This is a genomic window from Herbaspirillum rhizosphaerae (assembly GCF_046025915.1).
Taxonomy (GTDB): Bacteria; Pseudomonadota; Gammaproteobacteria; order Burkholderiales; family Burkholderiaceae_D; genus Herbaspirillum; species Herbaspirillum rhizosphaerae_A.
On record NZ_JAQQFR010000012.1, the window covers coordinates 125784 to 151560 of the forward strand.

The 25777-nt window shown below is 56.9% G+C and carries 14 protein-coding genes; 5 read left to right on the top strand and 9 right to left on the bottom strand.

Translation table 11 applies throughout. The annotated features are described in order from the left end of the window. The first annotated feature begins 1 nt into the window (after position 1). Both PQR63_RS18435 and PQR63_RS18440 read left to right on the top strand, forming a co-directional pair. Positions 2–2554, top strand: a complete 2553-nt coding sequence (locus PQR63_RS18435) for a [protein-PII] uridylyltransferase (protein WP_408169415.1) — start codon at positions 2–4, stop codon at positions 2552–2554. Positions 2555–2637: 83 nt separating this feature from the next. Next, positions 2638–3384: a pseudouridine synthase gene (locus PQR63_RS18440; RefSeq protein ID WP_408169416.1), complete on the top strand. Its 747-nt coding sequence runs from the start codon at positions 2638–2640 to the stop codon at positions 3382–3384. A 78-nt stretch (positions 3385–3462) separates the two neighbouring features. Here the strand turns inward: PQR63_RS18440 and PQR63_RS18445 are convergent, their stop codons facing one another. Then, positions 3463–3963, bottom strand: a complete 501-nt coding sequence (locus tag PQR63_RS18445) for a cyanophycin metabolism-associated DUF1854 family protein (protein WP_408169417.1) — start codon at positions 3961–3963, stop codon at positions 3463–3465. Between the two features lie 2 nt (positions 3964–3965). After that, positions 3966–6275 (bottom strand): cyanophycin metabolism-associated ABC transporter, encoded by a 2310-nt coding sequence (locus PQR63_RS18450; protein WP_408169418.1) that lies wholly within the window; start codon positions 6273–6275, stop codon positions 3966–3968. Positions 6276–6792: 517 nt separating this feature from the next. On the opposite strand from PQR63_RS18450, the gene PQR63_RS18455 reads away from it, so the two are divergent. Further along, positions 6793–8991 (top strand): cyanophycin synthetase, encoded by a 2199-nt coding sequence (locus PQR63_RS18455; RefSeq protein WP_408169419.1) that lies wholly within the window; start codon positions 6793–6795, stop codon positions 8989–8991. 87 nt (positions 8992–9078) lie between these two features. Beyond that, the gene (gene cphA, locus PQR63_RS18460; RefSeq protein ID WP_408169420.1) at positions 9079–11649 is read left to right on the top strand and encodes a cyanophycin synthetase; all 2571 of its coding nucleotides are present in this window, start codon (positions 9079–9081) and stop codon (positions 11647–11649) included. 112 nt (positions 11650–11761) lie between these two features. Here cphA and def read toward each other — a convergent pair whose 3' ends face one another. The 7 genes from def to PQR63_RS18495 all read right to left on the bottom strand — a co-directional run bounded on the left by def (position 11762) and on the right by PQR63_RS18495 (position 24142). Next, the gene (def, locus tag PQR63_RS18465; protein WP_408169421.1) at positions 11762–12298 is read right to left on the bottom strand and encodes a peptide deformylase; all 537 of its coding nucleotides are present in this window, start codon (positions 12296–12298) and stop codon (positions 11762–11764) included. A 41-nt stretch (positions 12299–12339) separates the two neighbouring features. Continuing rightward, a complete protein-coding gene (gene galU / locus PQR63_RS18470) occupies positions 12340–13227 on the bottom strand; it encodes a UTP--glucose-1-phosphate uridylyltransferase GalU (protein WP_408169422.1) in 888 nt (295 codons plus the stop codon). Between the two features lie 82 nt (positions 13228–13309). Then, positions 13310–15391 (bottom strand): NAD-dependent DNA ligase LigA, encoded by a 2082-nt coding sequence (gene ligA / locus PQR63_RS18475; RefSeq protein WP_408169423.1) that lies wholly within the window; start codon positions 15389–15391, stop codon positions 13310–13312. Positions 15392–15424: 33 nt separating this feature from the next. Next, positions 15425–16819, bottom strand: coding sequence for a cell division protein ZipA C-terminal FtsZ-binding domain-containing protein (locus tag PQR63_RS18480; protein WP_408169424.1), 1395 nt, complete (start codon positions 16817–16819; stop codon positions 15425–15427). Between the two features lie 380 nt (positions 16820–17199). Continuing rightward, on the bottom strand, positions 17200–20727 hold the full coding sequence (gene smc, locus PQR63_RS18485; protein WP_408169425.1) for a chromosome segregation protein SMC: 3528 nt from the start codon (positions 20725–20727) through the stop codon (positions 17200–17202). A 248-nt stretch (positions 20728–20975) separates the two neighbouring features. Continuing rightward, the gene (locus tag PQR63_RS18490) at positions 20976–22745 is read right to left on the bottom strand and encodes a methyl-accepting chemotaxis protein (RefSeq protein WP_408169426.1); all 1770 of its coding nucleotides are present in this window, start codon (positions 22743–22745) and stop codon (positions 20976–20978) included. 158 nt (positions 22746–22903) lie between these two features. After that, on the bottom strand, positions 22904–24142 hold the full coding sequence (locus tag PQR63_RS18495; RefSeq protein ID WP_408169427.1) for a branched-chain amino acid ABC transporter substrate-binding protein: 1239 nt from the start codon (positions 24140–24142) through the stop codon (positions 22904–22906). A gap of 339 nt (positions 24143–24481) precedes the next feature. Here PQR63_RS18495 and dapC point away from each other — a divergent pair, with 339 nt between their 5' ends. Beyond that, positions 24482–25690, top strand: a complete 1209-nt coding sequence (gene dapC / locus PQR63_RS18500; RefSeq protein ID WP_408169428.1) for a succinyldiaminopimelate transaminase — start codon at positions 24482–24484, stop codon at positions 25688–25690. Positions 25691–25777 lie beyond the last annotated feature (87 nt).

The following is a 25777-nucleotide window of genomic DNA, read 5'->3' on the forward strand; positions in this document are numbered from 1 at the left end:
TATGCCCAATCTTGCCGTCACTCTCAAAAAACAGTTAAAAGCAGCACGCCAGCAGGCCATTGAGGCCTTTCAGGCCGACGGCAAGACCGAGCATCTATTGACGCAATTGCGTCGCAACGTTGATGCCGCACTGACGGAAGCCTGGGAAAAATGTGCCCTGCCACGCGATATTGCGCTGGTGGCGGTTGGTGGTTACGGCCGCGGCGAGCTGTTTCCGCATTCGGATGTCGACGTCCTGATCCTGCTCGATCAGACGCCCGACAAAGCCATGCAGGAAAAGCTGGAATCGCTGGTTCAACTGTTTTGGGATATCGGCCTGGAAATCGGCCATAGCATTCGCACCGTGGAAGAATGCCTTGCCGAATCGGCGGCAGACATCACCGTGCAGACCAGCCTCTTGGAAGCACGTCTGGTCACCGGCAATAAAACACTGTTTCAATTGCTGCAACTTCGCTGCAACAGCGCGATGGATCCTCGTGCATTCTTCCAAGCCAAAACTTTGGAAATGCAGCAGCGCCATGTCAAATACGAGGACACTCCTTACAGCCTGGAGCCGAACTGCAAGGAAAGCCCCGGTGGCTTACGCGACTTGCAAGTGATCCTCTGGGTGGCGAAAGCAGCCGGACTGGGGGACTCCTGGAGCAAGCTCGCCCAACGAGGATTGCTGACGGCGACAGAAGCGCGCCAGTTGACGCAGAAAGAGCGCGCCTTCAAGGATATTCGCATCCGTCTGCATATCTACAGCAATCGCCGCGAAGACCGTCTTGTGTTCGATATTCAGACGCCGATCGCGGAAAGCTTCGGTTTCAAAAATACCGACACGCGCCGCGCCAGCGAATATCTGATGCAGCGCTACTACTGGGCGGCAAAGGCCGTCACGCAGCTCAACGCCATTTTGCTTCAGAACATCGAAGCGCAATTGTTCCCGCAAGAACTGGTGCCACAGAAGATCAACGAGCGCTTCAATGAGATGAACGGCTTCGTCGATATTGCGCATGACAACGTCTTTGAAGATACGCCGTCGGCGATGCTGGAAGTCTTCCTGACACTGGCGCAGCATCCGGAACTCAAAGACATGTCGGCTCGCACCGTGCGCGCGCTCTGGCACGCGCGTTTCAAGATCGACAATGCCTTCCGCGCCAATCCGGCCAATCATGCGCTGTTCATGCAGATTCTGCAGAGCAAGCGCGGCATCACGCATGCGCTGCGCCGGATGAACCAGACCAGTGTGCTGGGCCGTTACCTGCCGAACTTCCGCCGCATCGTCGGGCAGATGCAGCATGATTTGTTTCACGTCTACACCGTTGATCAACACATCCTGATGGTGGTGCGCAATGTACGCCGCTTCACGATGAGCGAGCACGCGCACGAGTATCCATTCTGCAGTCAGTTGATGGCCAACTTCGCGCAACCGTGGATTCTGTACGTTGCCGCGCTGTTCCACGATATTGCCAAGGGGCGCGGCGGAGATCACTCCAAACTCGGCATGGCCGATGCGCGCCAGTTCTGTACGCAGCATGGCATGTCGGAAGAAAACACCGATCTGGTGGTATTCCTGGTTGAACATCATCTGACCATGTCCCAGGTCGCGCAAAAACAGGATCTGTCCGATCCTGATGTGATTCAGCAATTCGCCAACACCGCCAAAGACGAACGCCATCTGACGGCACTGTATTTGCTGACGGTCGCCGATATCCGCGGCACCAGCCCTAAAGTCTGGAATGCCTGGAAAGGCAAACTGCTGGAAGACCTGTATCGCATGACATTGCGCGTCCTCGGCGGTGAAGCGCCGTCGGCCGATCGCGAACTGAAGAACACACAACAGGAAGCCATCAAGACTTTGCGTCTGTATGGCCTGCCTGCTGACGCCCACGAAAATTTCTGGCGGCAACTCGATGTCGCGTATTTCCTGCGTCTGGACGCCTCCGACATTGCATGGCAAACGCGCTCCTTCTACGACAAGATCGACAGCACCATACCGGTGGTGAAATGCCGCCTGGCGCCTATCGGCGAAGGCGTACAAGTCGCTGTGTACACGCCCGATCGTCCGGATTTGTTTGCCCGGATTTGCAGCTATTTCGACGAAAAGAATTTCAGCATTCTCGATGCCAAAATTCACACCACCAAGCTCAACTACGCATTGGATGCGTTTTTGATCAGTGCACCGGTATTCGCCAAAAACTACCGTGACATCATCAATCTGATTGAGCATGAATTGTCGCATTTGCTGCAATCTGATGGCCCGCTGCCGGCACCTGCAAAAGGACGCTTGTCACGCCTGTCGCGGACCTTTCCGATCAATCCATCCGTGGATTTACGCCCTGACGAGCGCGGCCAGTATTACCTGCTGTCCGTGTCGGCAAATGATCGCAACGGTTTGCTCTATACGATCTCCAACATCCTGGCCAAATACAAAATCAACCTCCATACCGCCAAAGTCATGACACTGGGCGAGCGCGTGGAAGACGTATTCCTGGTCGACGGTGCCGCACTCAATCACCCGCGCAACCAGATCATGCTGGAAACCGATCTACTCAAAGCCTTGCGCATTTGACCCGCAGCAATTTCAACGCCGCCAGCCACCACCCATTTTTTTCAACACTGCACTGACCCTGCTGAATTTATCCGATTGCCACCATGACTGAACCAGTACGCCTTTCCAAACGCATGTCCGAACTCGGCCTTTGCTCGCGCCGCGAAGCGGACGAGTGGATCGAAAAAGGCTGGGTGCGCGTCGACGGCAAAGTCGTATCCGTACTGGGCAGCAAGGTGCTTCCGCATCAGCACGTCACCGTCGAGCGCCAGGCAGCAGCAGAGCAATCGAAGCGCGTAACCATCCTGATCAACAAACCAGTCGGCTATGTCAGCGGCCAGGCGGAAGACGGCTACAAACCCGCCGTGGCATTGGTGGAAGCCGCAACACGCTGGGCAGAAGATCAGGTCGACACGCAATTCCATCCAACCCAGTTACGTAGCCTGGTGCCGGCAGGACGTCTCGACATCGATTCCGTCGGCTTGCTGGTGTTGACGCAAGATGGACGCATCGCCAAACAACTGATCGGCGAAGACACCAGCGTCGACAAGGAATACCTGGTTCGCGTGCAGTACACCAAACCAGGGAAGCTGCCCGAGAGCGATCTCAAACGCCTCAATCATGGCCTGTCGCTCGACGGCAAAGCACTCAAACCGGCCAAGGTTCGCTGGCAAAATGACGATCAGTTGAGCTTCACGCTGAATGAAGGCAAGAAGCGCCAGATCCGCCGCATGTGCGAACTGGTCGGCTTGAAAGTCATCGGCCTCAAACGCGTCCGCATCGGTGGCGTCAAACTTGGCGATTTACCTCCGGGACAGTGGCGCTACCTTCGTCCGGACGAGCAGTTCTGAGATTCTGAATATGAAAAACCGGTTGCAGCTCTGAGCTACAACCGGTTTTTTATTTTGGGCGACGCTTTCTCAATGGTGTCAGAGGAAGCGATCCAGAATTTTCTTACTAGGCTTATCCAGCGCCTTGATATCGCGAACCAAAAATTGGATGCCATGACTATCGGAAATCAGCAATGCCGATTGCGGTAGTCGGCGAATATCCTCTTCGCCCTTGAGCGTGAACGACGTATTGCCGCGATTGGTTTCCACTTCCCATATCGTGGGGGTCGCGAAACTGGATACACCGATGATACGGCTTATCTCCGGCATGAATTCGCGCGTGGCCAGCTCAGCCTCCATCATCCTGCGAATCTCTGGGGAGACATCCGACCATCGTTCGATCCAGGCCAGCTCATGACCGTCCGCACTCACCAAGGCAATGCCCTCGTCAGGCGCACCAATCGGAAACGCCCGCACAGGGATCGCCCCCTCATGCTCACCACCATCTGCATCGACAAACACAAGACGGCCCAGACCGTTATGGCGCAAGCTGAAGTTGTGCGCCGGCGCCGTTGTTATTTCATTCAATTGCGTAGTCATCATCAGCCACCTTTCTCTTCATCGCCGTCATCCTCGTCGCTACCCGGTACCTCGCCCTCCGGATTGCGCGCCTGAGCCTGATACAGACGATAGTAAGCGCCCTGCTTGGCCATCAATTCTTCATGTGGGCCGACTTCAACCACTTGCCCCCGATCCAGCACAACCAGGCGATCCGCCTTGCGCAAGGTCGACAAACGGTGAGCAATTGCGATCGTAGTACGTCCCTTGACCAGATTGTCGAGTGCCTTCTGGATCTCTTTTTCGGTCGTGGTATCCACGGACGAGGTTGCTTCGTCCAGAATCAGGAAGCGCGGATCAATCAACAAAGCGCGGGCGATGGAAATACGCTGACGTTCGCCACCGGACAAAGCTTGTCCACGCTCGCCCACCAGCGAATCGTAGCCTTGCGGCAAACGCAAGATGAATTCATGTGCATGCGCCGCGCGTGCAGCGGCAATAATTTCCGATCGTGTCGCGTCCGGCTTGCCGTAAGCGATGTTCTCGGCAATGGTTCCGAAAAACAGGAACGGTTCCTGCAGCACCAGACCGATATTGCGACGGTATTCGGAGATCGGCAGCGAGCGGATATCGACGCCATCAATGCGGATTGAGCCTTCCGACACATCATAGAAACGGCAGATCAGATTGACCATTGTGCTCTTGCCGGAACCGCTGTGACCAACCAGACCGATCATCTCGCCGGGAGCGATTGCCAGATCGACACCGCGCATCACCGAGCGATTGCCGTAACGGAAGCCTACATTGCGCAATTCGATCGAGCCTTTCACGTGCTCGATATGCACCGGATTGGCTGGTTCAGGCACACTGGAGACGTGATCGAGGATATCGAAAATGCGCTTGGCGCCGGCAGCGGCCTTTTGCGTCACCGACACGATACGGCTCATGGAATCCAGACGCGTATAAAAGCGGCTGATGTATGCCAGGAAAGCGGTCAGCACACCGACCGTGATCTGATTATGCGACACCTGCCAGATGCCGAAGACCCATACAACGAGCAAGCCGATTTCCGTCAGCATGGTCACTGTCGGCGTGAACAGCGACCAGATCTTGTTGACGCGATCGTTGACCACCAGATTGTGGCGATTGGCTTCTTTGAAACGGGCAGCCTCGCGCTTTTCCTGCGCAAACGCCTTGACCACGCGAATACCGGGGATCGTATCGGCCAGCACGTTGGTCACTTCAGACCAGATGCGGTCGATCTTTTCGAAGCCATGACGCAGGCGGTCACGCACCACATGAATCATCCAGGCGATAAATGGCAACGGCAACAACGTCACCAGCGCCAGCCAGGGATTGATAGAGATCAGAATCACCGCCGTCATGATGATCATCAGGACATCAATGATGAAATCCAGCAAGTGCAGCGAGAGGAAGACGCAGATACGATCAGTCTCCGAGCCGATGCGCGCCATCAGATCGCCGGTTCGCTTGCCGCCAAAGTACTCTTGCGACAACCTCAACAGATGTTCATAAGTGGTCGTGCGCAAATCGGCACCGATGCGCTCACTGACCAGCGCCAGAATATAGGTACGCCCCCAGCCCAGAATCCAGGCCACCATGGCCGAACCAAGCAAGCCGCTCAGATAGAGTCCCGCCCGATGGGAATCCAGCGGTGCGCCGTTCTGGAATGGAATCAGCACGTTATCCATCAGCGGCATCGTCATGTAGGGCGGCACCAGCGTCGCGGCGGTAGACGCCAGCGTCAGCAGGAAGCCCAGCAACAAGGATCCCTTGTACGGCTTGGCAAAACGGGTCAGACGGAACAGCGCCCAGGTCGACGGCGGCGCTTCTTTGGCTTCCGGACAAATGGCGCAGGTTTCCTGGCCTTCGGGGATCGGCGCCTTGCATTGCGGGCATACGTCCAACTCGTCCTGAACCACTTGCTGGCCGGAGACATGCGTATCGCGCTGCAGCTCGAATTGATTAATCAGGCGCAAAGCTTGCGGATTTTGCGCCAGGGTGTAACGCCAGTACGCCAGGCGCGACGCACCGTCCTGCAACTCCAGACTGCCGACGCCGGCATGGTCGTAGTGCTTCAGAATGACGCCCGCACGATAATCCCAGGCGGTCCAGCTGCGATTGCCACCGGCGCCTTCGATGGCACCATCAGTGACAGCAAGTAACCGGCGGTCGGTAACCAGCACCAGTCCGCGCGTGAATTTCAGCGAAATGTCGAGATCAAGCTCCAGCCACGCGATGACTTTTTCATCGGCTGCCAGCTGGGCCTGCACTTCCGCACGCCATGGCGCGGGCAAATTGGTAGAGCTTGGAATGAGGGATTCTTTGTTCATCTAGACGGCATGTATGTCCTGTGCGGACAGTGAAGAATGGTTTTGCTGGCAAATTTTTGCCGACAATCTATGCCGCGCATATTATATCGTATGGCTTTGCCACCCCGACAACGCATCAGCCCGGCTTGGCGATGACAGCAACCACCCTGTTCCACGCCTCAAGCTGACGAAATCCTGATTATTTTGCATGCAAGACGGGAAACACTCTGCGACAATATCGTTACATTTTGTGTATATCGGCAACTTAGGGAAGGGGCTGAAGACCAAAGACAGATGGAACGATGCATAAATAACAAAAAATCTGGCCAATATTAGCGTACGTTGGCCGTGACGCTCATCGCTGCGGGCTGCCTCCAGCTGCTGCGAGCTTTTATATAGTCCGCAATAGCCTGTATTGATCGTATTTGTAGTCGTAGCCCGCATTTTATTGCGGCCAAGTAAACCAATCACGGCTTTATGCGTTATTCATGCTTGGATCGACAGAACAGACAACGCTTAGCGGCAAACCTGCTTACCCATGAAAAATATAGAATTTCTCCGCATCCTGCCCTTGCACGGCCCCAACATCTGGACCTATCGGCCTGCGTTGGAAGTCTGGATCGACATCGGAGAACTGGAAGACTTTCCGTCGAACATCATTCCCGGCTTCAATGAACGCCTGACAAGCTGGCTCCCGTCACTGGTTGAGCATCGCTGCAGCTACGGCGAACGGGGCGGCTTCCTGCAGCGCCTCAAAGAAGGCACCTGGCCCGGCCACATCATGGAACACGTGACGCTGGAGCTGCAAAACCTGGCTGGTTTGCCCGGCGGTTTTGGCAAGGCGCGTGAGACTTCGACGCGCGGCGTCTATAAAGTTGTCGTCCGTGCCCGCCACGAACAAGTCACCCGCGCCGCCTTATATGCCGGCCGCGATCTGGTGATGGCCGCCATCGAAGACAAACCGTTCGACGTCAACGCTGCTATCGAAAAACTGCGCGACATGGTCGACTCGCTTTGCCTCGGCCCCAGCACCGCCTGCATCGTGGATGCCGCCGACGAGCGCCGCATCCCGTCGATTCGCTTGTCCGAAGGCAATCTGGTTCAACTTGGTCACGGTATCAAGCAACGCCGCATCTGGACGGCAGAAACTGACCAGACCAGCGCCATCGCCGAAAGCATCTCGCGCGACAAAGATCTGACCAAGACCTTGCTTCAATCCTGCGGCGTCGCCATTCCCGAAGGCCGTGTTGTCGACAGCCCGGCTGATGCCTGGGAAGCAGCAGAAGACATCGGCCTGCCGGTCGTCGTCAAACCGTCCGACGCCAACCACGGCCGCGGCGTCTTCATTGATCTCAATACACAAGCCGAAGTTGAAACCGCCTACAAGGCTGCGCTGGAAGAAGGCAGCAGCGTGCTGGTCGAACGCTTCATCCGCGGCAACGAACATCGTCTGCTGATTGTCGGCGGCAAGCTGGCTGCGGCAGCACGCGGCGAACCGATTTTCGTGATCGGCGACGGCAAATCGACCGTCTCGCAACTGATTGACGTGGTCAACATGGATCCGCGTCGCGGCGATCTGGAAGAGCACCCGCTGAATCCAGTCATCCTCGACCGCGAGCCGGCTGCCCGTCTTGAGCTGGAACGCCAGGGTCTGACTGCTGATTCCGTACCTCCGAGCGGCAAAAAGGTCTTGTTGCTCCGCAATGGTAACGTTGCCATTGACGTCACTGATCAAGTTCACCCAAGCGTCGCAGCAACCGCTGCACTGGCAGCGCGCGTGGTCGGCCTCGACATCGCCGGTGTCGATCTGGTAGCGGAAGACATCTCCAAGCCACTCGATGCGCAACGCGGCGCCATCGTTGAAGTCAACGCCGGCCCCGGCTTGTTGATGCATCTGAAGCCTTCCGAAGGCACTCCACGCCCGGTCGGTCAGGCTATCGTCGAACATCTGTTCAAACCGGAAGACACCGGCCGCATTCCTATCGTCGGCATTACCGGCACGCACGGCAAAACTACCATCGCACGTCTGGTCGCCCGCATTATCCACCTGAGCGGCAAGCACGTGGGCCTGGCCTGTGGCGACGGTCTCTACTTCGGCCAACGTCTGGTGGAAAAAGGTAATCGCGCAACCTGGGGCGCAGCGCATCGTGTATTGCTCAATCGTGCCGTCGAAGCCGCCGTATTTGAAAATGGCAGCGTCTCCATCCTGTCCGAAGGCCTGGCCTATGACCGCTGCCAGGTCGGCGTGGTCGCCAATATCGATCCGGCCGACAGCCTGCCTGAGTACTACATCGACAACGCGGAGCAACTAGCCACCAAGGTCAAACGCACACAGGTTGACGTCGTGTTGCCGGACGGCGTAGCCGTCCTCAATGCCGAAGATCCGCTGGTCGCCGACATGGCAAACCTGTGCGACGGTGAAGTCATTTTCTTTGGCACCGATGCCGCAGGCTCTGTCATGGCAGAGCATCTGAAGCAAGGCAAACGTGGTGTGTTCGTGCGTAACGGCGACGTGATCCTCGCGACCGGTGACAAGGAAGTGCTTGTCAGCGCCGTAGTGTCAATCCCGATTACCGGCGGCGGCGCGGTCGGCTTCCAGATCGAAAACGTTCTGGCCGCAGTTGCCGCAGCCTGGGCACTGGACATCTCTGCCGATCTGATTCGCGCCGGCATCGAATTGTTCGGCACCGAACAAGCCGAAGAGCAAGACAAGAAACGCAAGGCACAGACCGTCTGATCGTCCGTATAGACGATCAGGTGCAGTACTCAGTATAGAGTTGCAATCGGCCGACATGGCCCAAGACACATTCAGGAAGACTTGTTGATGGACGTATCACGTATTCGCGTACTGCGCGGCCCTAATCTCTGGAGCAGACACACTGCGATAGAAGCTATCGTGTCCTGCACTGAGGCCGAACGCGCCATTGAAGGCATTCCCGGCTTTGAAGTTCGCCTGCGCGCGCGCTTCCCGCATATCGGCTTCCTGCAACCGGCCGGTGAGGTAAAAGCCGTCTCCATGGCACATGCGCTGGAAGCCGCCACCTTAGGACTGCAATCCCAGGCGGGTTGCCCGGTTACTTTCAGCCGCACCGTGCCTACCGTCGAAACCGGCGTCTATCAGGTGATCGTCGAATACAGCGAAGAAGCTGTCGGCCGCCTCGCCTTTGAACTGGCGCGCGAACTCTGCCTGGCTGCCGCCGAGGACAAACCCTTCGATCTGGCCGATGCACTGGCCCGCCTGCGTGAACTCGACGAAGATGTTCGCCTTGGCCCAAGCACAGGCTCCATCGTCTCTGCTGCGCTCAAGCGCGGCATCCCTTTCCGCCGTCTCACCGACGGCAGCATGGTGCAATTTGGTTGGGGTAGCCGTCAAAAGCGTATTCAGGCTGCCGAAACCAGCGATACCAGCGCCATCGCCGAATCGATTGCGCAAGACAAAGAATTGACCAAGATGCTGCTGCACGCAGCAGGTGTGCCGGTACCTAACGGCCGCGTGGTTGAAACCGTTGAAGATGCCTGGGCGGCAGCGCAGGAAATCGCTGCGCCGGTCGTCATCAAGCCGCGCGACGGTAATCAGGGCAAGGGCGTTGCCGTCAACATCAGCACGCAGGAACAAGTCACTGCGGCATTCAATGCCGCCGTCAAAATCAGCGATGAAATCATCGTCGAACGCTACATGCCCGGCCACGACTACCGCTTGCTGGTCATCGGCAAGCACCTGGTCGCTGCCGCCCGCCGCGACCCGCCACAAGTCATCGGCGACGGCGTGCACACCATTCGCCAACTGGTGGACAAGGTCAACAGCGATCCGCTGCGTGGCGATGGCCATGCAACCTCGCTGACCAAGATCCGCTTCGACGATATTGCACTGGCGACTCTTGCCAAGCAAAACTACGATGCCGAATCGATCCCGCCACAAGGCGCGCGTATCGTTCTGCGCAACAACGCCAACCTGTCTACCGGCGGCACCGCCACCGACGTGACGGACGATGTCCATCCCGAACTGGCTGCACGCGCTATCGCCGCAGCACAAATGGTCGGCCTCGACATCTGTGGAGTCGATATCGTCTGTAACAGCGTGCACAAGCCGCTGGAAGAACAGGAAGGTGGCGTGGTTGAAGTCAACGCCGCGCCGGGCCTGCGCATGCATCTGACGCCGTCTTACGGCAAAGGCCGTGCGGTTGGCGACGCCATCATTTCAACCATGTATGCCGATGGCGACGATGGACGCATTCCAGTGGTTGCGGTTGCGGGCACCAACGGCAAGACCACCACGGTTCGCCTGATCACTCATCTGCTCGCCCAAAAAGGCCTGCGTGTCGGCATGACCAACACCGACGGCGTCTACATCGACAAGCAACGTATCGATACCGGCGACTGCAGCGGGCCACGCAGCGCGCGCAACGTACTGTTCCATCCCGACGTCGATGCCGCCGTTTTGGAAACCGCTCGTGGCGGCGTGCTGCGTGAAGGTCTCGGCTTTGATCGCTGCAACGTTGCCGTCGTCACCAACATCGGCATGGGCGATCACCTGGGGCTGAGCTACATCAGTACCGTCGAAGACCTGGCAGTCGTCAAGCGCGTGATCGTCGAAAACGTTGCACCAACCGGTTACGCCGTGTTGAATGCAGCTGATCCGATGGTCTCCAGCATGGCGCACTCCTGCCCTGGTGCCGTCATGTTCTTCGCACTTGATCCGCAGCATCCGATCATGGCCACGCACCGTGCGCAAGGCCACCGCGTCGTGTATCGCGACGGCAATGACATTGTGGCTGCCCAAGGCGATCAGGAATACCGTCTGGCGCTCGGCGAGATTCCGCTGACACGTGGCGGCACCATCGGCTTCCAGGTGGAAAACACCATGGCGTCGGTTGCCGCAGTGTGGGCCTTGAATCTGGATTGGGAAATCGTCCGTGCCGGCTTGCGCACCTTCATCAGCGATGTCGGTACTGCACCTGGACGCTTCAACATGTTTGACTATCGCGGCGCGACACTGATCGCCGACTACGGCCACAATCCGGATGCCATCAACGCACTGGTCAAGGCAGTGGAAAGCATCCCCGCCAAACGCCGCTCGGTCGTCATCAGCGGCGCAGGCGATCGTCGCGACATCGATATTCGTCAACAGACCGAAATCCTCGGCGATGCATTCGATGAAGTCGTGCTCTATCAGGATCAATGCCAACGTGGCCGCGCCGATGGCGAAGTGCTCGCCCTGCTTCGTCAAGGTTTGGCCAATGCCCGCCGTACAACGGAAACCAAGGAAGTCTTTGGTGAGTTCCTGGCAATTGACACGGCACTGGCGTCATTGAAAGCCGGCGATCTGTGCCTGATCCTGATCGACCAGATCGAAGAAGCACTGGAGCATATTGCCAAACGCGTTGCGGAAGGCTGATCTTAAGAAATTGCGTTAAGAGCCTTGCCGCAAAACAAAAATCGCGTGTTGAAGTCTGACTTCACACGCGATTTTTTTATTGCCAGTGCATCGTCAGAGCAATCGGCCAGACTCAATCGTCATCATTGGGATCCAGCTCAGGAAACAGAATTTCCGTAAATCCGAAACGCGAAAAATCCTTGATCCGCATCGGGTAGAGAATACCCCACAAATGATCGCACTCATGCTGTACCACGCGTGCATGAAAGCCATCGACTGTCCGGTCAATCCGGGTGCCTGTCTCATCAAATCCTTCATAGCGCAACCGGCTCCAGCGTGGAACCACGCCACGCAGACCGGGTACGGACAGACAACCCTCCCAGCCTTCTTCGGTTTCGTCGCCAAGTTGGGTCAGCGTCGGATTGATCAGCACGGTCTCCGGCACTTCCGGCGCTTCGGGATAACGCAGATTTTTCTTGAAGCCAAAGATCACCAACTGCAGATTGACGCCGATCTGCGGCGCCGCCAATCCGGCGCCATTGACTGCGCGCATGGTTTCAAACATGTCGGCAATCAGCGTATCCATCTCGGGCGTACCGAACTGCTGCACCGGCTCAGCCTGGCGCAACAAGCGCGGATCGCCCATCTTCAGAATTTCGCGTATTGCCATTCCTGCTCTCCTTGCTGCATTCTATGCCGCAAATGCGGTGATTAAGCGTTGATATCGAGTTGCTTGAGGTATTCGGTGAAGGCCGCGCCGGTTTCGGCATGCTTCATCCCCATTGCGACCATTGCCTTGAGATAACCAAGCTTGGAGCCACAATCATAGCGCTGGCCTTCGTAGCGATAAGCCAATACGGTCTGGGCGTGCATCAGCGCAGCAATGCCGTCGGTCAACTGAATCTCGCCCCCGGCGCCTTTGCCAATGGTTTCCAGATAATCGAAAATGCGATTGTTCAGGACGTAGCGGCCGACCACAGCCAAGGTTGACGGCGCAAGATCTGGCGCCGGCTTCTCAACAATGCCGTTGACGCGTTCCAGATTCGGCTGATACGCAGTCGCGCTGACGATACCGTATTGCTTGGTGTCGCTGCGCGGCACATCTTGCACAGCCAGCAGGCTCAGGCCTTCCCGCTCGTAGACTTCCGTCATCTGCGCCATCACCGGCTTCTGGCCAACACCGACGTCCATGAAATCATCCGCAAGCAACACGGCAAAAGGCTCGTCGCCCACCACCGGACGTGCACACAGCACTGCATGGCCCAGGCCCAGCGGCGCGGATTGGCGGATAAAAATGCAGGTTACGTTCTTGGGGATGACGTTCTGGACGATATCCAGCAATTGCTGCTTGCCGGCTGCTTCCAGTTCGGCCTCCAGTTCGTAGGCCTTGTCGAAATGGTCTTCGATGGCGCGCTTGTTGCGGCCGGTGATGAAGACCATCTCGGTAATACCTGCAGCAACCGCTTCTTCCACTGCGTAGTGAATCAGCGGCTTATCAACGATAGGCAGCATTTCCTTGGGCTGCGCCTTGGTTGCCGGCAAAAAGCGGCTGCCCAGGCCTGCAACAGGAAATACGGCTTTCTTGATTCGTTTAGTCATTGCTGTTCCCAATAAAATCGATGTGTTTCGGATGCGTCTGCGGGCATTATCACCCACTATGGCGAGACTCGCCGCTCACACCCTATTCAGTTACCGCGACGTTTGCAGCATCTTGCGGACCGCTGTGTACCAGCGCCACCAGCGCATCTTCGTCGAGGATGGCAATGCCAAGCTCTTCCGCTTTTGCGAGCTTGCTGCCTGCGTCCGCGCCCGCGACAACGTAACTGGTTTTCTTTGATACAGAACCGCTCACTTTGCCGCCTGCAGCTTCGATCATTTGCGCTGCGTCGTCGCGCGACATGGTCGGTAAGGTGCCGGTCAATACAAATATCTTGCCGGCCAAGGTCTTCGCCTGAATTTCAACGCCCGCGCCTTCCGTCCAGTGGATGCCTGCGGCACGCAACTGATTGACCAACTCGACGTTCAGGTTGTCTTCAAAGAAACTGATGATGGAACGCGCCACCACCGGGCCAACATCGGCCACTTCCAGCAATTGCTCTTCCGTCGCAGCAAGGACGGCATCCATATTACCGAAGTGCCGCGCCAGTTCCTTGGCAGTCGCCTCGCCCACATGGCGAATGCCCAGCGAATAGATGAAACGGGCCAGCGTGGTCGATTTGGACTTCTCCAATGCATCGAGTACGTTTTGTGCCGACTTCTCTGCCATGCGATCAAGTTCGGCCAGCGAAGTCAGGCCCAGGCGATACAAATCGGCAGCGGTCGTGATGACGTTTTTGTCGACCAGTTGATCAATCAACTGATCTCCGAGACCGTCAACATCCATCGCGCGGCGTGACACAAAATGCTGTAAACCGCCCTTGCGCTGCGCCGAACATTTGACCCAGCCCCCGGAACAGCGCGCGATTGCTTCTTCTTCCAGTCGCACGATGGGTGACCCGCACACCGGGCATTCCTTCGGCATCTCGAACGGCTTCGCATCGGCAGGACGCGATTCCGGGACGTAGGCCACGACCTCAGGAATCACGTCGCCGGCACGGCGCACAATTACCGTGTCGCCGATCTGGATATCCTTGCGGCGCACTTCATCTTCGTTATGCAGCGTCGCATTGGTCACCGTGACACCACCAACAAATACCGGCACCAGTCGCGCCACCGGCGTGATCGCACCGGTACGGCCTACCTGGACTTCGATGCCCTGCACCACGGTCAGCGCTTCCTGCGCCGGAAACTTGTGTGCCAGCGCAAAACGCGGTGCACGCGAGACAAAGCCGAGCTGCTGCTGCTGGTCGAGACGATCGACTTTGTATACCACGCCATCAATTTCATAAGGAAGCTCGCCGCGCTTGGCGCCGATACCGTTATAAAACTTCAACAAACCTTCGGCACCGTGTACGACTGCTCTTTCCTTGCATACCGGCAGACCCAGCGAGGAATACCAATCCAATAGCGCCGAATGGGAGGCTGGCATGTCCATGCCTTCCAGTACACCAATACCGTAAGCGAAAAAGCGCAAGGTGCGCTGTGCGGTAATCTTGGAATCAAGCTGACGCAAGCTGCCGGCAGCGGCATTGCGCGGATTGGCGAACTCCTTCAACCCGGCATCGCGTTGGCGCTGATTGAGTTTGGCGAAATCATTCTTGTACATCAGCACTTCGCCGCGCACTTCCAGCACCTGAGGCGGGTTATCGCCATGCAGACGCAACGGGATGGCGCGCACCGTGCGGATATTTGCCGTGACGTTTTCACCGGTGGTGCCGTCGCCGCGTGTTGCCGCGCCGACCAGCACGCCGTCTTCGTAGCGCAGACTGATTGCCAGCCCGTCGAACTTCAACTCAGTGGCGTAGGCGATTTCCGTCAATGACGACAAACCGTCCTTGACGCGTTTATCGAAAGCGACAATGTCTTCGTCGTCAAAACCGTTCCCCAGAGACAACATGGGAATCGTATGACGCACCTGCTCAAACTGCGGCAACGGGGTGCCACCTACCCGCTGCGTGGGGGAGTCGGTAGTCGCCAGCTCGGGATACTGCTGTTCCAGCGCTTGCAGCTCATGGAACAACTTGTCGTACTCCGCATCAGGAATGCTGGGATCGTCGAGGACGTAGTAAGCGTGATTGTTACGGTTCAACGCCGCCTTGAGGCTAGCCGCCCGCGCGCGCCAGTCGTCTGCCGGCGCGGGTGCTGAAAATGAATCTGGATACATGGTGAGGTGCGCTTTGTAGGGAAGCGCTCGGGCTTAACTGAACAGACGCATGGCGCGCTTGGAGCCTGCAGGAATCTCGGCCGATTCCATGGCGCTATAAAACGCGCTGACCTGCTCGGCAATATCGCTCAATGCGGCATCGGACAGCAACTGGTCGCTATCGTCGACGACAGTGCCTCCCAGACGCATCGCCAAAGAACGCGCACAGGCAATCATGGCACCATAACCATCGCGGGCCGGGCCGACACGCGGCACGTCCAGCAACAGCGTCAGACGATCGGTGGTTTCTGCCGCGCCGGTAGCGTTGGTCGACATCGAGAACAAGACTTCGCCCTCGCCGTCCTGCATCACCAGATGACCATCGGTACGGCGGTCAAAGCCCTGACGCGTAAGCGCGGCCAGCAAGGTGCTGACATTCCAGGGCGCACCGTTGGAGCGCACATTCACGCCCAGTTGCACGTCGTGATCCATGATGAACTGGTGCAGCGCTTGCGCCGTTTTCATCACGTCGATCATGTCGGGGATTTCCGGCTCGGCGCCGATGGAGTCCGTAAATTCACGCAGGCGCATGATCAGCTCGGAATACTCCAGCTCGTTGAGCGCATTGTTGCGATTGGCCAGTTGGACACCGGATAGCAAGGCGTTGTAGACGCTGCCGTGCGCGATCGCTTCCCATTCGCCGTCTACAGTGCGACCGACGAAATTCACGGTCTTGTTGCCGACATGGCGCAGGTTTTGTACGCCCGGCAAAATCTTTTCACCGCGCACGGACAAATCAAGCGCGATCGGGATGATGCAGTCGACCAGCTCATCCACTGGCAGCTCACGCTGCGGCTGGGCAGCCGCAGCAGCAACTTCGGCCGGGTCACCGGCATACATGGCGGTGTCGTTGAGCGAGGCTTCGACATGGCTCAGGTCGGCTTCCAGCTCATCTGCCCCCAACGGATCAGCCGGATAGTCGGAATGGCTGTCAATCGGTGTATCGAGCGACAAATACGGCTCGATCTGTTCGTCGGATGTCGAAAACTGTGGCTCGGTTTCCTGGTTGAGCTGCGGACTTGGAACCGGCTTTGGCCGTTCATACAGCTCCGGCTCAAGCCTGTCGTCTTCATACATGGAAGCAGGAGATTTCGCCATCGGTGCAGTTTGCACCGGGGCGGCAGCGGCAGCCGAAATAGGCGCCATTGCCGGAGCAGAGGCGACGGATGTTGCTGCAGAAGCTGCCGACGCTGGCATCTGATACGCTTTTTGCGCTGGCGGCAAAGGCTGGGATTGCGCATCGGCATTCATCAGCACATCGTCATGATCCGACGAAAACGCACGCTCAACGGTCTTGCGCGTCTTGTGTTCTTGCCATTTGTTATAGGAGATCACGCCGACGACGATCACGCCGCCGATGACGATCAAACTGGTCTGAAGGTCTGTCATGCCGAATGTACCTTGGAATTATTCTTGAAAGTGATACGCGCAGCGGCGCGGCTCATCACTGGATCGGCGCAACACGCCAGATCAATGCAGTCAAACATGTTCGGTTCGATAAAACTGGTCATAGCTGGTCTTTATGGATTCCTGAGAGTCGACAGATAGTGATACCGAACTGCTGAATGCTGCTTAGGAGCCGATACAACTTCGTCGTTACCATCTTGTTATTTTTTGCCTGAATCGCTTAGCAAGCGTCGTGCTAAAGCCCTTGTATGACAAGGCGTTTAGGGTAGTGTTCCGTTATAGGCTTGTCAAGCTGCACAAGCCTTGCAAAATACCGGCGCAAGTCAAAAAAACTCAAGCTTGCGCCGTATTTCAGCTCCACCTCAGGCGGCTTGCACCTCGGACGTGAAGTTAGCTGCCGCTTCCATGTCCACAGCGACGATACGCGACACGCCTTGCTCTTGCATGGTCACGCCGATCAGCTGGTTCGCCATTTCCATCGCGATCTTGTTATGGGAGATGAACAGGAACTGCGTGTTCGACGACATGCGCTTGACCATATTGCAGAAACGCTCGGTATTGGCGTCGTCCAGCGGCGCATCCACTTCGTCCAGCAAGCAGAACGGCGCCGGATTGAGCTGGAACATCGAGAACACCAGTGCCGTCGCGGTCAGCGCCTTTTCACCGCCGGACAGCAGGTGAATCGTCGCGTTTTTCTTCCCGGGCGGCTGCGCCATGACTTGCACGCCGGAATCGAGGATTTCGTCGCCGGTCATGATCAGCTTGGCCTGACCGCCACCGAACAGAATCGGGAACAATTCCGCGAAATGGCCATTGACCTTGTCGAAGGTGTCTTGCAGCAAGCCGCGGGTTTCGATATCGATCTTGTGGATCGCATCTTGCAGCGTAGTGATTGCTTCGTTCAGGTCGGCGTGCTGGGCATCAAGGAAATTCTTGCGCTCGGACGCGGTCGCCAGCTCATCGAGCGCGGCCAGATTGACTGCGCCCAATGCCGCGATCGCATTGGTCAGACGTGTCACTTCGCCTTGCAGATAAGACGGACGCATGTCGTCGGTCAACTTCTCCGCCAATGCCACTTCATCGGCCTGGGTGCTGGCCAGCGCTTCTGTGAACTGCTCCTGATTCAAGCGCGCAGCCTGCTCCTTCAATTGCAGCTCGGTAATACGATCGCGTTGCGGTTGCAGGCTGCGTTCGTTTTGCAGGCGCGCTTCTTCGTGCTGACGCAGCTTTTGCGACAGCTGATCAAGTTCGTGGCGCGCATCGGCCAACGCGCGCTCCTGATCGGTTCGCTTGTCCAGCAAGGACTGCAGACCGGCTTGCGCGGCCTGATCATCCAGGCTTTCCAGTTCCAAGCTGCCTTGTTGCATGCTGGCAAACAATTGCGCAGCCTGCTCCAGCGCGGTGGCGATGTTGCGCTTGAGTTCGTCGATCTTGTTGCGTTGTGATTTTTCGGAAAACTCGGTTTCCTGCGCGGCGCGCTCCAGCTCGCGCAGACGTTGGCGGGCATCGTTGAGTTGCTGCTCTTTCCCGAGATAATCGGTCTGGCCGTTTTCGTGCGATTCCTGCAGCTCGGCCAGTTCGATGTCGAGTTGTTCAAACTTCGCTTCCGACTCGATCTTGATTTGCTGCTGTTCGGTTTCCTGTGCTTCGATTTCAGCCAGATCAGCAACGATCTGCGTGCTGCGCTGGTTGAATCGCTCCTGCACTTCAGACAGCTTCATCACTTCAATCTGCAAGCTGTGAGCTGCCTGCGTCAGACCGGCAACACGCTGACGCAATTCTTGCAGACGCTGCGCTGCGCTGGTCATGGCCGCATCGGCGCGCACTGCACGCGACTTGGCTTCTTCTGCCAGCATGTATTGGGCACGCTGCTGCTTGGTGATGTTTTCGATTTCCTGCTGGCGTGCCAGCATGCCGTCCTGCTCCGAGTCAGAAGCATAGAACCGAACGCTCGACTGGCTCACGACATGGCCTTGCTTGGTCACGAACAAAGCGCCGTTCGGCAGCTTGCTGCGATCAACGAAGGCGCTGGCGGTGTCGTCGGCGATGAAGATGTTGTGCAGCCAATCCTGCATCAGCGTGCGCAGGCCAGGATCATTGAGTTGCAGCAGGTTGATGAAAGGCTTGAGGCCATTCGGCGCAGGTTCGGAAGGCAGACCCGCCGGATTCGGCGCAAACAAGGCCAGCTTGGCCGGCGGTGCATCGTTGAAGAAGGCCTTGGCCCAATCCAGATTCGAGACTTCCAGCGCCGACATGCGTTCACGCAACACCGATTCCAGCGCAGTTTCCCAGCCGGTGTCGATGTGCAGCTTCTGCCACAGGCGCGGCAAATTGGCGAGCTCATGCTTTTCCAGCCAAGGCTGAACCTTGCCTTGCGTCTGGACACTTTCCTGCAACTGCTTCAGCGCAGAAAGACGCGCTTCTAGCTGTGCCAGCTCGGTCGTTTCCTTGCTGACCAGTTCTTGCGCGGTACGGCGTTCTTCTTCCTGCTTCGGCAACTGCTCTTGCGCCTCTTCGAGATACATCGACGCTTCTTCGAGCGAACCTTGCTTTTCTTCCAGTTGCAGCTTCAGATTGGACAGATGCGCATCGTCCGGCATGTTGAGGCCGCTCTTTTCCTGCACCAGGCGTTCACGACGGATAGCCAGGCCGGACAAGATGTTGGAGGCGTTGCGCTGATGTGCTGATTCCAGCTCGATCTGCTGCTGTATCTGCATGATCTTGCCGCGCGACTCAGTTGTTTTGAGTTGCGCTTCGCGCCAGGCTTGCTCGAGCGTCGGCACTTTGTCGGTGGCGTCCTGCACAGCCTGCTGCGACTGCTCGACACGCATGCCCTGCTCTTCAAGCTGAATCTCGGCCTCTGCCAGATCGTCCTGATGCTGCGTGCCCTGACGCTGCCACTGATCGCGTTGCGCAGTCAGCGAATTCAGTTGCGATTGCAGACGGCTGCGCGACTCGATGACGAACTTGATTTGCGCTTCGAGGCTACCGATTTCCGAATTGGTCTGATACAGATGACCTTGTGCGGTATGCAAACGGTCGCCCGCACCGTAGTGGGCCTGACGCATGTGTTCCAGCTCAGTTTCCACATGGCGCAGTTTGGCGGTTTGCTCTTCAAGGTCAATTTGCGCGCGCTCGATTTCGCGGAAGTATTTTTCCTGCTCGGCCTTGGCTTCATTCTTGCGCAACAGCCACAGCAGTTTTTGCTTCTCTTCCTGATCGGCGGTGAGTTCGTTGAATTTTTTGGCGACAGCGGCCTGCGCTTCCAGCTTTTCCAGATTGCTGTTGAGTTCGCGCAGGATGTCTTCGAGACGGGTCAGATTTTCACGCGTGTCGTGCAGACGGTTTTCTGTCTCGCGACGGCGTTCTTTGTACTTCGACACGCCTGCGGCCTCTTCCAGGAAGATACGCAGCTCTTCAGGACGCGCTTCGATAATGCGCGAAATCATGCCCTGACCGATGATCGCATACGCCCGCGGACCCAGACCGGTACCAAGGAAGATGTCCTGAATATCGCGGCGACGCACCGCCTGGTTATTGATGTAATACGAAGAAGTGCCGTCGCGCGTGAGCGTGCGCTTGACGGCGATCTCGGCGTATTGGCCCCATTGACCTGCGGCCTTGCCCATGGCGTTGTCGAAAATCAGCTCGACGGAGGCACGCCCGGCCGGCTTGCGGTTGGTGGAGCCGTTGAAGATGACGTCTTGCATCGATTCGCCGCGCAATTCGGATGCTTTGGATTCACCCAGCACCCAGCGCACTGCATCGATAATGTTGGACTTGCCGCAGCCGTTAGGGCCTACCACACCTACCAACTGCCCCGGCACCTGGAAATTCATCGGATCGACGAAAGACTTGAATCCTGACAATTTAATGGAATTTAAGCGCACGTTGTCTACAGTTTCACAGAGTTTGACGGAAGCAGGCAAATTCGCCCGCAATAGCCCAGTATCATAACATTCCGAGAGGGAAAACCACTGAAATCAAGGCTCAGAACGCATCTCGGATCAACGCAAACATCCCCGGCTTGCCCTCGCCTTCGCAATAAATGAAAAACGGCTCGCCAGATCACTCAGGCAAGCCGCTTCCTCTTACTTACGTCAGTCACAGAAGTCCGCATTCATACAATGCAGGATCCTCAGAATGTTTCCCAATCACCATCATCGCCAGCCGGCGACTTCGGCGCAGCAGATTTCGCACTCGCCGACGGCAATGCGCGGACCGGAGCCGGCTTGCGCGTAGTTGATGCCGAAGACGCTACCGATACTGCAGGCTTGCGCACTGCACTGCCCACAGTCGCTGCCTTGACGACAGGCTTCGCCGGACGACTTGCGAATGCGGGCGTAGTTACCGCAGCAACCTCACCCGCCTGGAAGAAGGCAACTGCTTCTTTCAGGCGGCGGGCCTGCTCTTCCAACGAACCTGCCGCTGCCGCTGCCTGCTCAACCAGTGCTGCATTTTGCTGGGTGGTCTGATCCATTTGCGTGATCGCCTGGTTGATCTGACCAATGCCGCTGCTTTGCTCTTCGGTCGCGGAGGAAATTTCTCCCATGATATCGGTCACGCGTTGCACCGCGTCCACCACTTCGCCCATGGTCTGACCTGCACGCTGCACCAGATCCGAACCGCTATCGACGCGCGTAACAGAATCTTCGATCAAATCCTTGATCTCTTTCGCTGCCTGCGCGCTGCGTTGCGCCAAGCTACGTACTTCACTGGCGACCACAGCGAAACCGCGGCCTTGTTCACCGGCCCGGGCTGCTTCGACTGCCGCATTCAGCGCCAGAATATTGGTCTGAAACGCAATGCCATCGATCACGCCAATAATGTCGGAAATCTTCCGCGAGCTTTCCGTGATGCCTTGCATGGTATCCACCACCTGCCCGACCACATCACCACCACGACGAGCGATATCGGAGGCCGTCTTCGCCAACTGCCCCGCCTGACGTGCATTGTCGGCATTCTGCTTCACAGTCGAAGTCAACTCTTCCATGCTGGAGGCGGTTTCTTCCAGAGACGCCGCTTGCTGCTCGGTACGCGACGACAGATCGAGGTTGCCGGCAGCAATTTCCTTGGCGCCCGTATCGATGGACTCGGTACCCGTACGAATACCGCTGATCACCGACGACAGGCGCTCACGCATGACGCTCATTTCGTACAGCAAACTGCGTTTGTCGCCGGGACGTGTTTTGATCGCCATGGTCAGATCGCCGGAGGCAATGCCTGACGCCACCTCCACCGCGTATGCCGGCTCGCCGCCAAGGCTGCGCGTGATATTGCGAATGATCGCCAGCATCATCGCCGATACCACCACGCCGACGACGATCAAGATCGCAGCCAGCTTCATGAGGTTTTGATAGAAATCGCTTTCCACGTCGTTCAGGAATACACCCGATACCAGAAGCCAATCCCATGGCTCGTAGTAAATCAGGTAACTCACTTTTTGCGTGCGGTTGGTGTCGTCGGCGCCCGGCAGACGGCCCATGTAGTTGACGAAGCCGCGTTGCTGCGCCTTACCGACCTTCACCATCTCGACATAATAGAGCTTGCCGTCGCTGTCCTTGCGGTCAGAGACATTCTTGCCCACCACGCTCTTGTTGGTGGGATGCATCAACACCACCGGCTTGGAGTCGAACACGAAAATGTAGTTATCGTTGTCATAGCGCATCGCCGCGATGCGTGCCAAGGCGTTTTTCTTGGCATCATCGACGGTCGTCTTGCCTGCGGCGACTTCGGCGGCGTAGCTTTTGAGAATACCTTCCGCCGTTTCGACCACACGTTTCAAGCCCGCCTCGCGCTCATGGATCATGTTTTGGCGCGTGTTCAGCGCCGACCATGCAGCCAGCACCAGCAAGCCTATCCACATTACGACCAGCGCCAACAATAGCTTTGATCTTACTGTTTTCATACTGACAACTCCGTTGAGTCCCGATGGGGGAGATTTATTGTTCGACCATGCACAGTAACTTACTTTCCGGAAAGCACATCAGCCGAACAGCGCGGCTTCCCCCACGCGATTGTTCGATTTGCGCAGTGCAACAAATCTGTACTTTTGAGGATCACCAGTCAGCCGCCAAATGTTCTGACAACCTGCCATTTCTTTTGCGACGCCCGATAAAGGGTGTAAGGAGGGTTATTCTGGCTGCCATCGGCGGCAAAGGAAATGGGGCCGGAGATGCCTTTATATTGCATATTATGCAATACCCCGACAACGTCCCCAGGATCAAGAGAATTGGCCTTCCTCAACGCCTCAATAAGCATTCCGACTGCATCGTAAGAAAACAACGCGTAGGCCGTTAACGCGGAATCGAATTGTTTTTTATAGACTTTCTCAAATTGCGCATAGCCGGGTCTCGTTTCATTAGGCAGGCCATGCATCAGCAAATACGCCCCGTCGGGATGTGCTCCTGTATCAGGGAACTCAAGATTGACCGCTCCGCCACTGAGCAAGAGCGTCGACGCTATACCTAAACGTTTACAGTTTTGCGAAAAAGCGGTTGCTTGCGGGCCAATACCCGTGAAAACCAGTAAATCGGCGCCCTCGCTTTTTACTCGCGACAAGACGCTATTAAAATCTGAGGTCTTGCTATTGAGCGATTCCCGAAACAAGATGCCGCCGCCGCTTTGCCGGACCTGCCGACTAAATACATCTGCGATGCTCAGCCCTACGCCAGTACCGTTATCAATGACGACAATACGTTTGGCCTTCAGCGATTCCGTCGCGATTCTCGCCAAATGGACGGCAGTGACCTCACTATGCCCGAGCACCTGAAAGACGGTTTTATATCCGCCTTGAGTAAATTGCCGGCCCGTCGAAGTGGGTGATAGCTGTGGAATTTTTGCTTCGCTGTAAATAGGCGCGGCGGCAAGGCTGGTATCGGTTGCATTGTGGCCGATCACGCCAACCACACCTGCGGCAACGAAAGAATTGGCCGCAAGGCGCGCAAAGTTCGCATCGGACTGATCATCGGAGACCAACAGCTTGAACGCGACGCGTCTGCCTCCCACGACCATCTTGCGTTGATTAGCCTCATCCACCGCCATCTGCGCCCCGTCGCGTGCACTGAAACTCAGATTGGTTTGGGTCTTTTTACCAAGTCCTCCGGCGAAGCCTATTGACACAATCTGAACTGCATCGGCTTCAGCATGTGCAGACTGCTCCGGCATGATAGCCATGGCAATCAGAATACTGAGTAATGCAGATGCTTTACGGCAAAAATCATGCTGCATGTACACACCTCCAAGCCAATCTGCCTTCATGACCTTGCGGACATGTCGATCAGACAAAGTGCGGTTCTCCGCCATGACGACGGGCGACCCCGGATGACATTCGCGCCCCCCCCTATCCAGCAAACATGGAATAGGTCCGGCCCGCGGCTGAAACGGAGAAAAATAGACACGCCGGTGGCGTGCTACACATCGGTGACATTCATAGCTTCCCCCATGAATTCGACAATGCCCTGACATTGCCCCACATCAACCTGCATTCTTATTTCTTGATTTCTTGCTATGCTTTGATGATGTTCATTTTGCAGCATCTTGTCAAAACACGCGTTCGTATTACGAGGGAGAGCGGCCTATACCGCATCATCCCTGCAACAATCAGTATAATGTCGGGCTTACACTCCCTTGCTACGCGCCTCTGTGAATCCATTACTCGACAAGCTGCAACCCTACCCGTTCGAAAAACTGAAGAGCCTGTTTGCCGACGTCACGCCCAATCCGGACTATCGCCATATCAGCCTTGGCATCGGTGAACCAAAGCATCCGACGCCCGCCTTCATCAAGCAAGCGCTGACTGACAATCTGGCCGGCCTGGCATCGTATCCGAGCACTCTCGGCTCAGAAGCCCTGCGCGCCGCCATCGCGGGATGGCTCGAGCGCCGCTACGGTTTGCCAAAAATCGATCCTGCCACACAAGTGCTGCCCGTTAACGGTTCGCGTGAAGCCCTGTTCTCGCTGACGCAAACTGTCGTCGACCCGTCGCAAAAAGACGCACTGGTGATGTGCCCGAATCCCTTCTATCAGATCTATGAAGGTTCGGCCTATCTGTCAGGAGCGCAACCGTATTTCGTCAATTCGGATCCTACGCGCAACTTTGCGCCCGATTTCAGCCAGGTACCGGATGACGTCTGGCCGCGCGTCAAGCTGCTGTTCCTGTGCTCGCCGGGCAACCCGACCGGTGCCGTGCTGTCGCTGGAAGACTGGAAAAAGCTGTTCGAACTGTCCGACCGCTACGGTTTCGTGATCGCCTCCGACGAATGCTATTCGGAAATCTATTTCAAGGATGAGGCCCCCTTGGGCGGCCTGGAAGCCGCGCACAAGCTCGGCCGCGGCTATGACCGCCTGGTCGCATTTTCCAGCCTGTCGAAGCGCTCCAACGTGCCTGGCATGCGTTCCGGCTTTGTTGCCGGCGATGCGGCAATCCTGAAAAAATTCTTGCTGTATCGCACCTATCACGGCGGCGCCATGAGCCCATCGATACAGAACGCATCGATTGCCGCCTGGAACGACGAAACCCATGTGCAAGAAAACCGCACCAAGTACATCAAGAAATTCAGCCAGGTCACGCCGCTGCTGCAGGAGGTACTGGATGTTTCCTTGCCGGACGCCAGCTTCTATCTGTGGGCCAAGGTCGACAAACTGACTTCAGTCAGCGATACGGAATATGCCAAGCGCCTCTATGCCGAATATAATGTCACGGTATTGCCTGGCAGCTATCTGGCGCGCGAAGCCAACGGCGTCAATCCGGGTCAACAACGCATTCGCATGGCGCTGGTCGCCGAAGTGGAAGAATGCCTGGAAGCGGCACAACGCATCGCCGCCTTCACTCGCAAACTGGCAGGCGCTTAAGCGCCTCTGCCACCACAGGACGCCGTACTTCAAGTGCAATCACGCGAGGAACGCGCTCTTGATTTTATTTATTTTCAACTGAGTCCA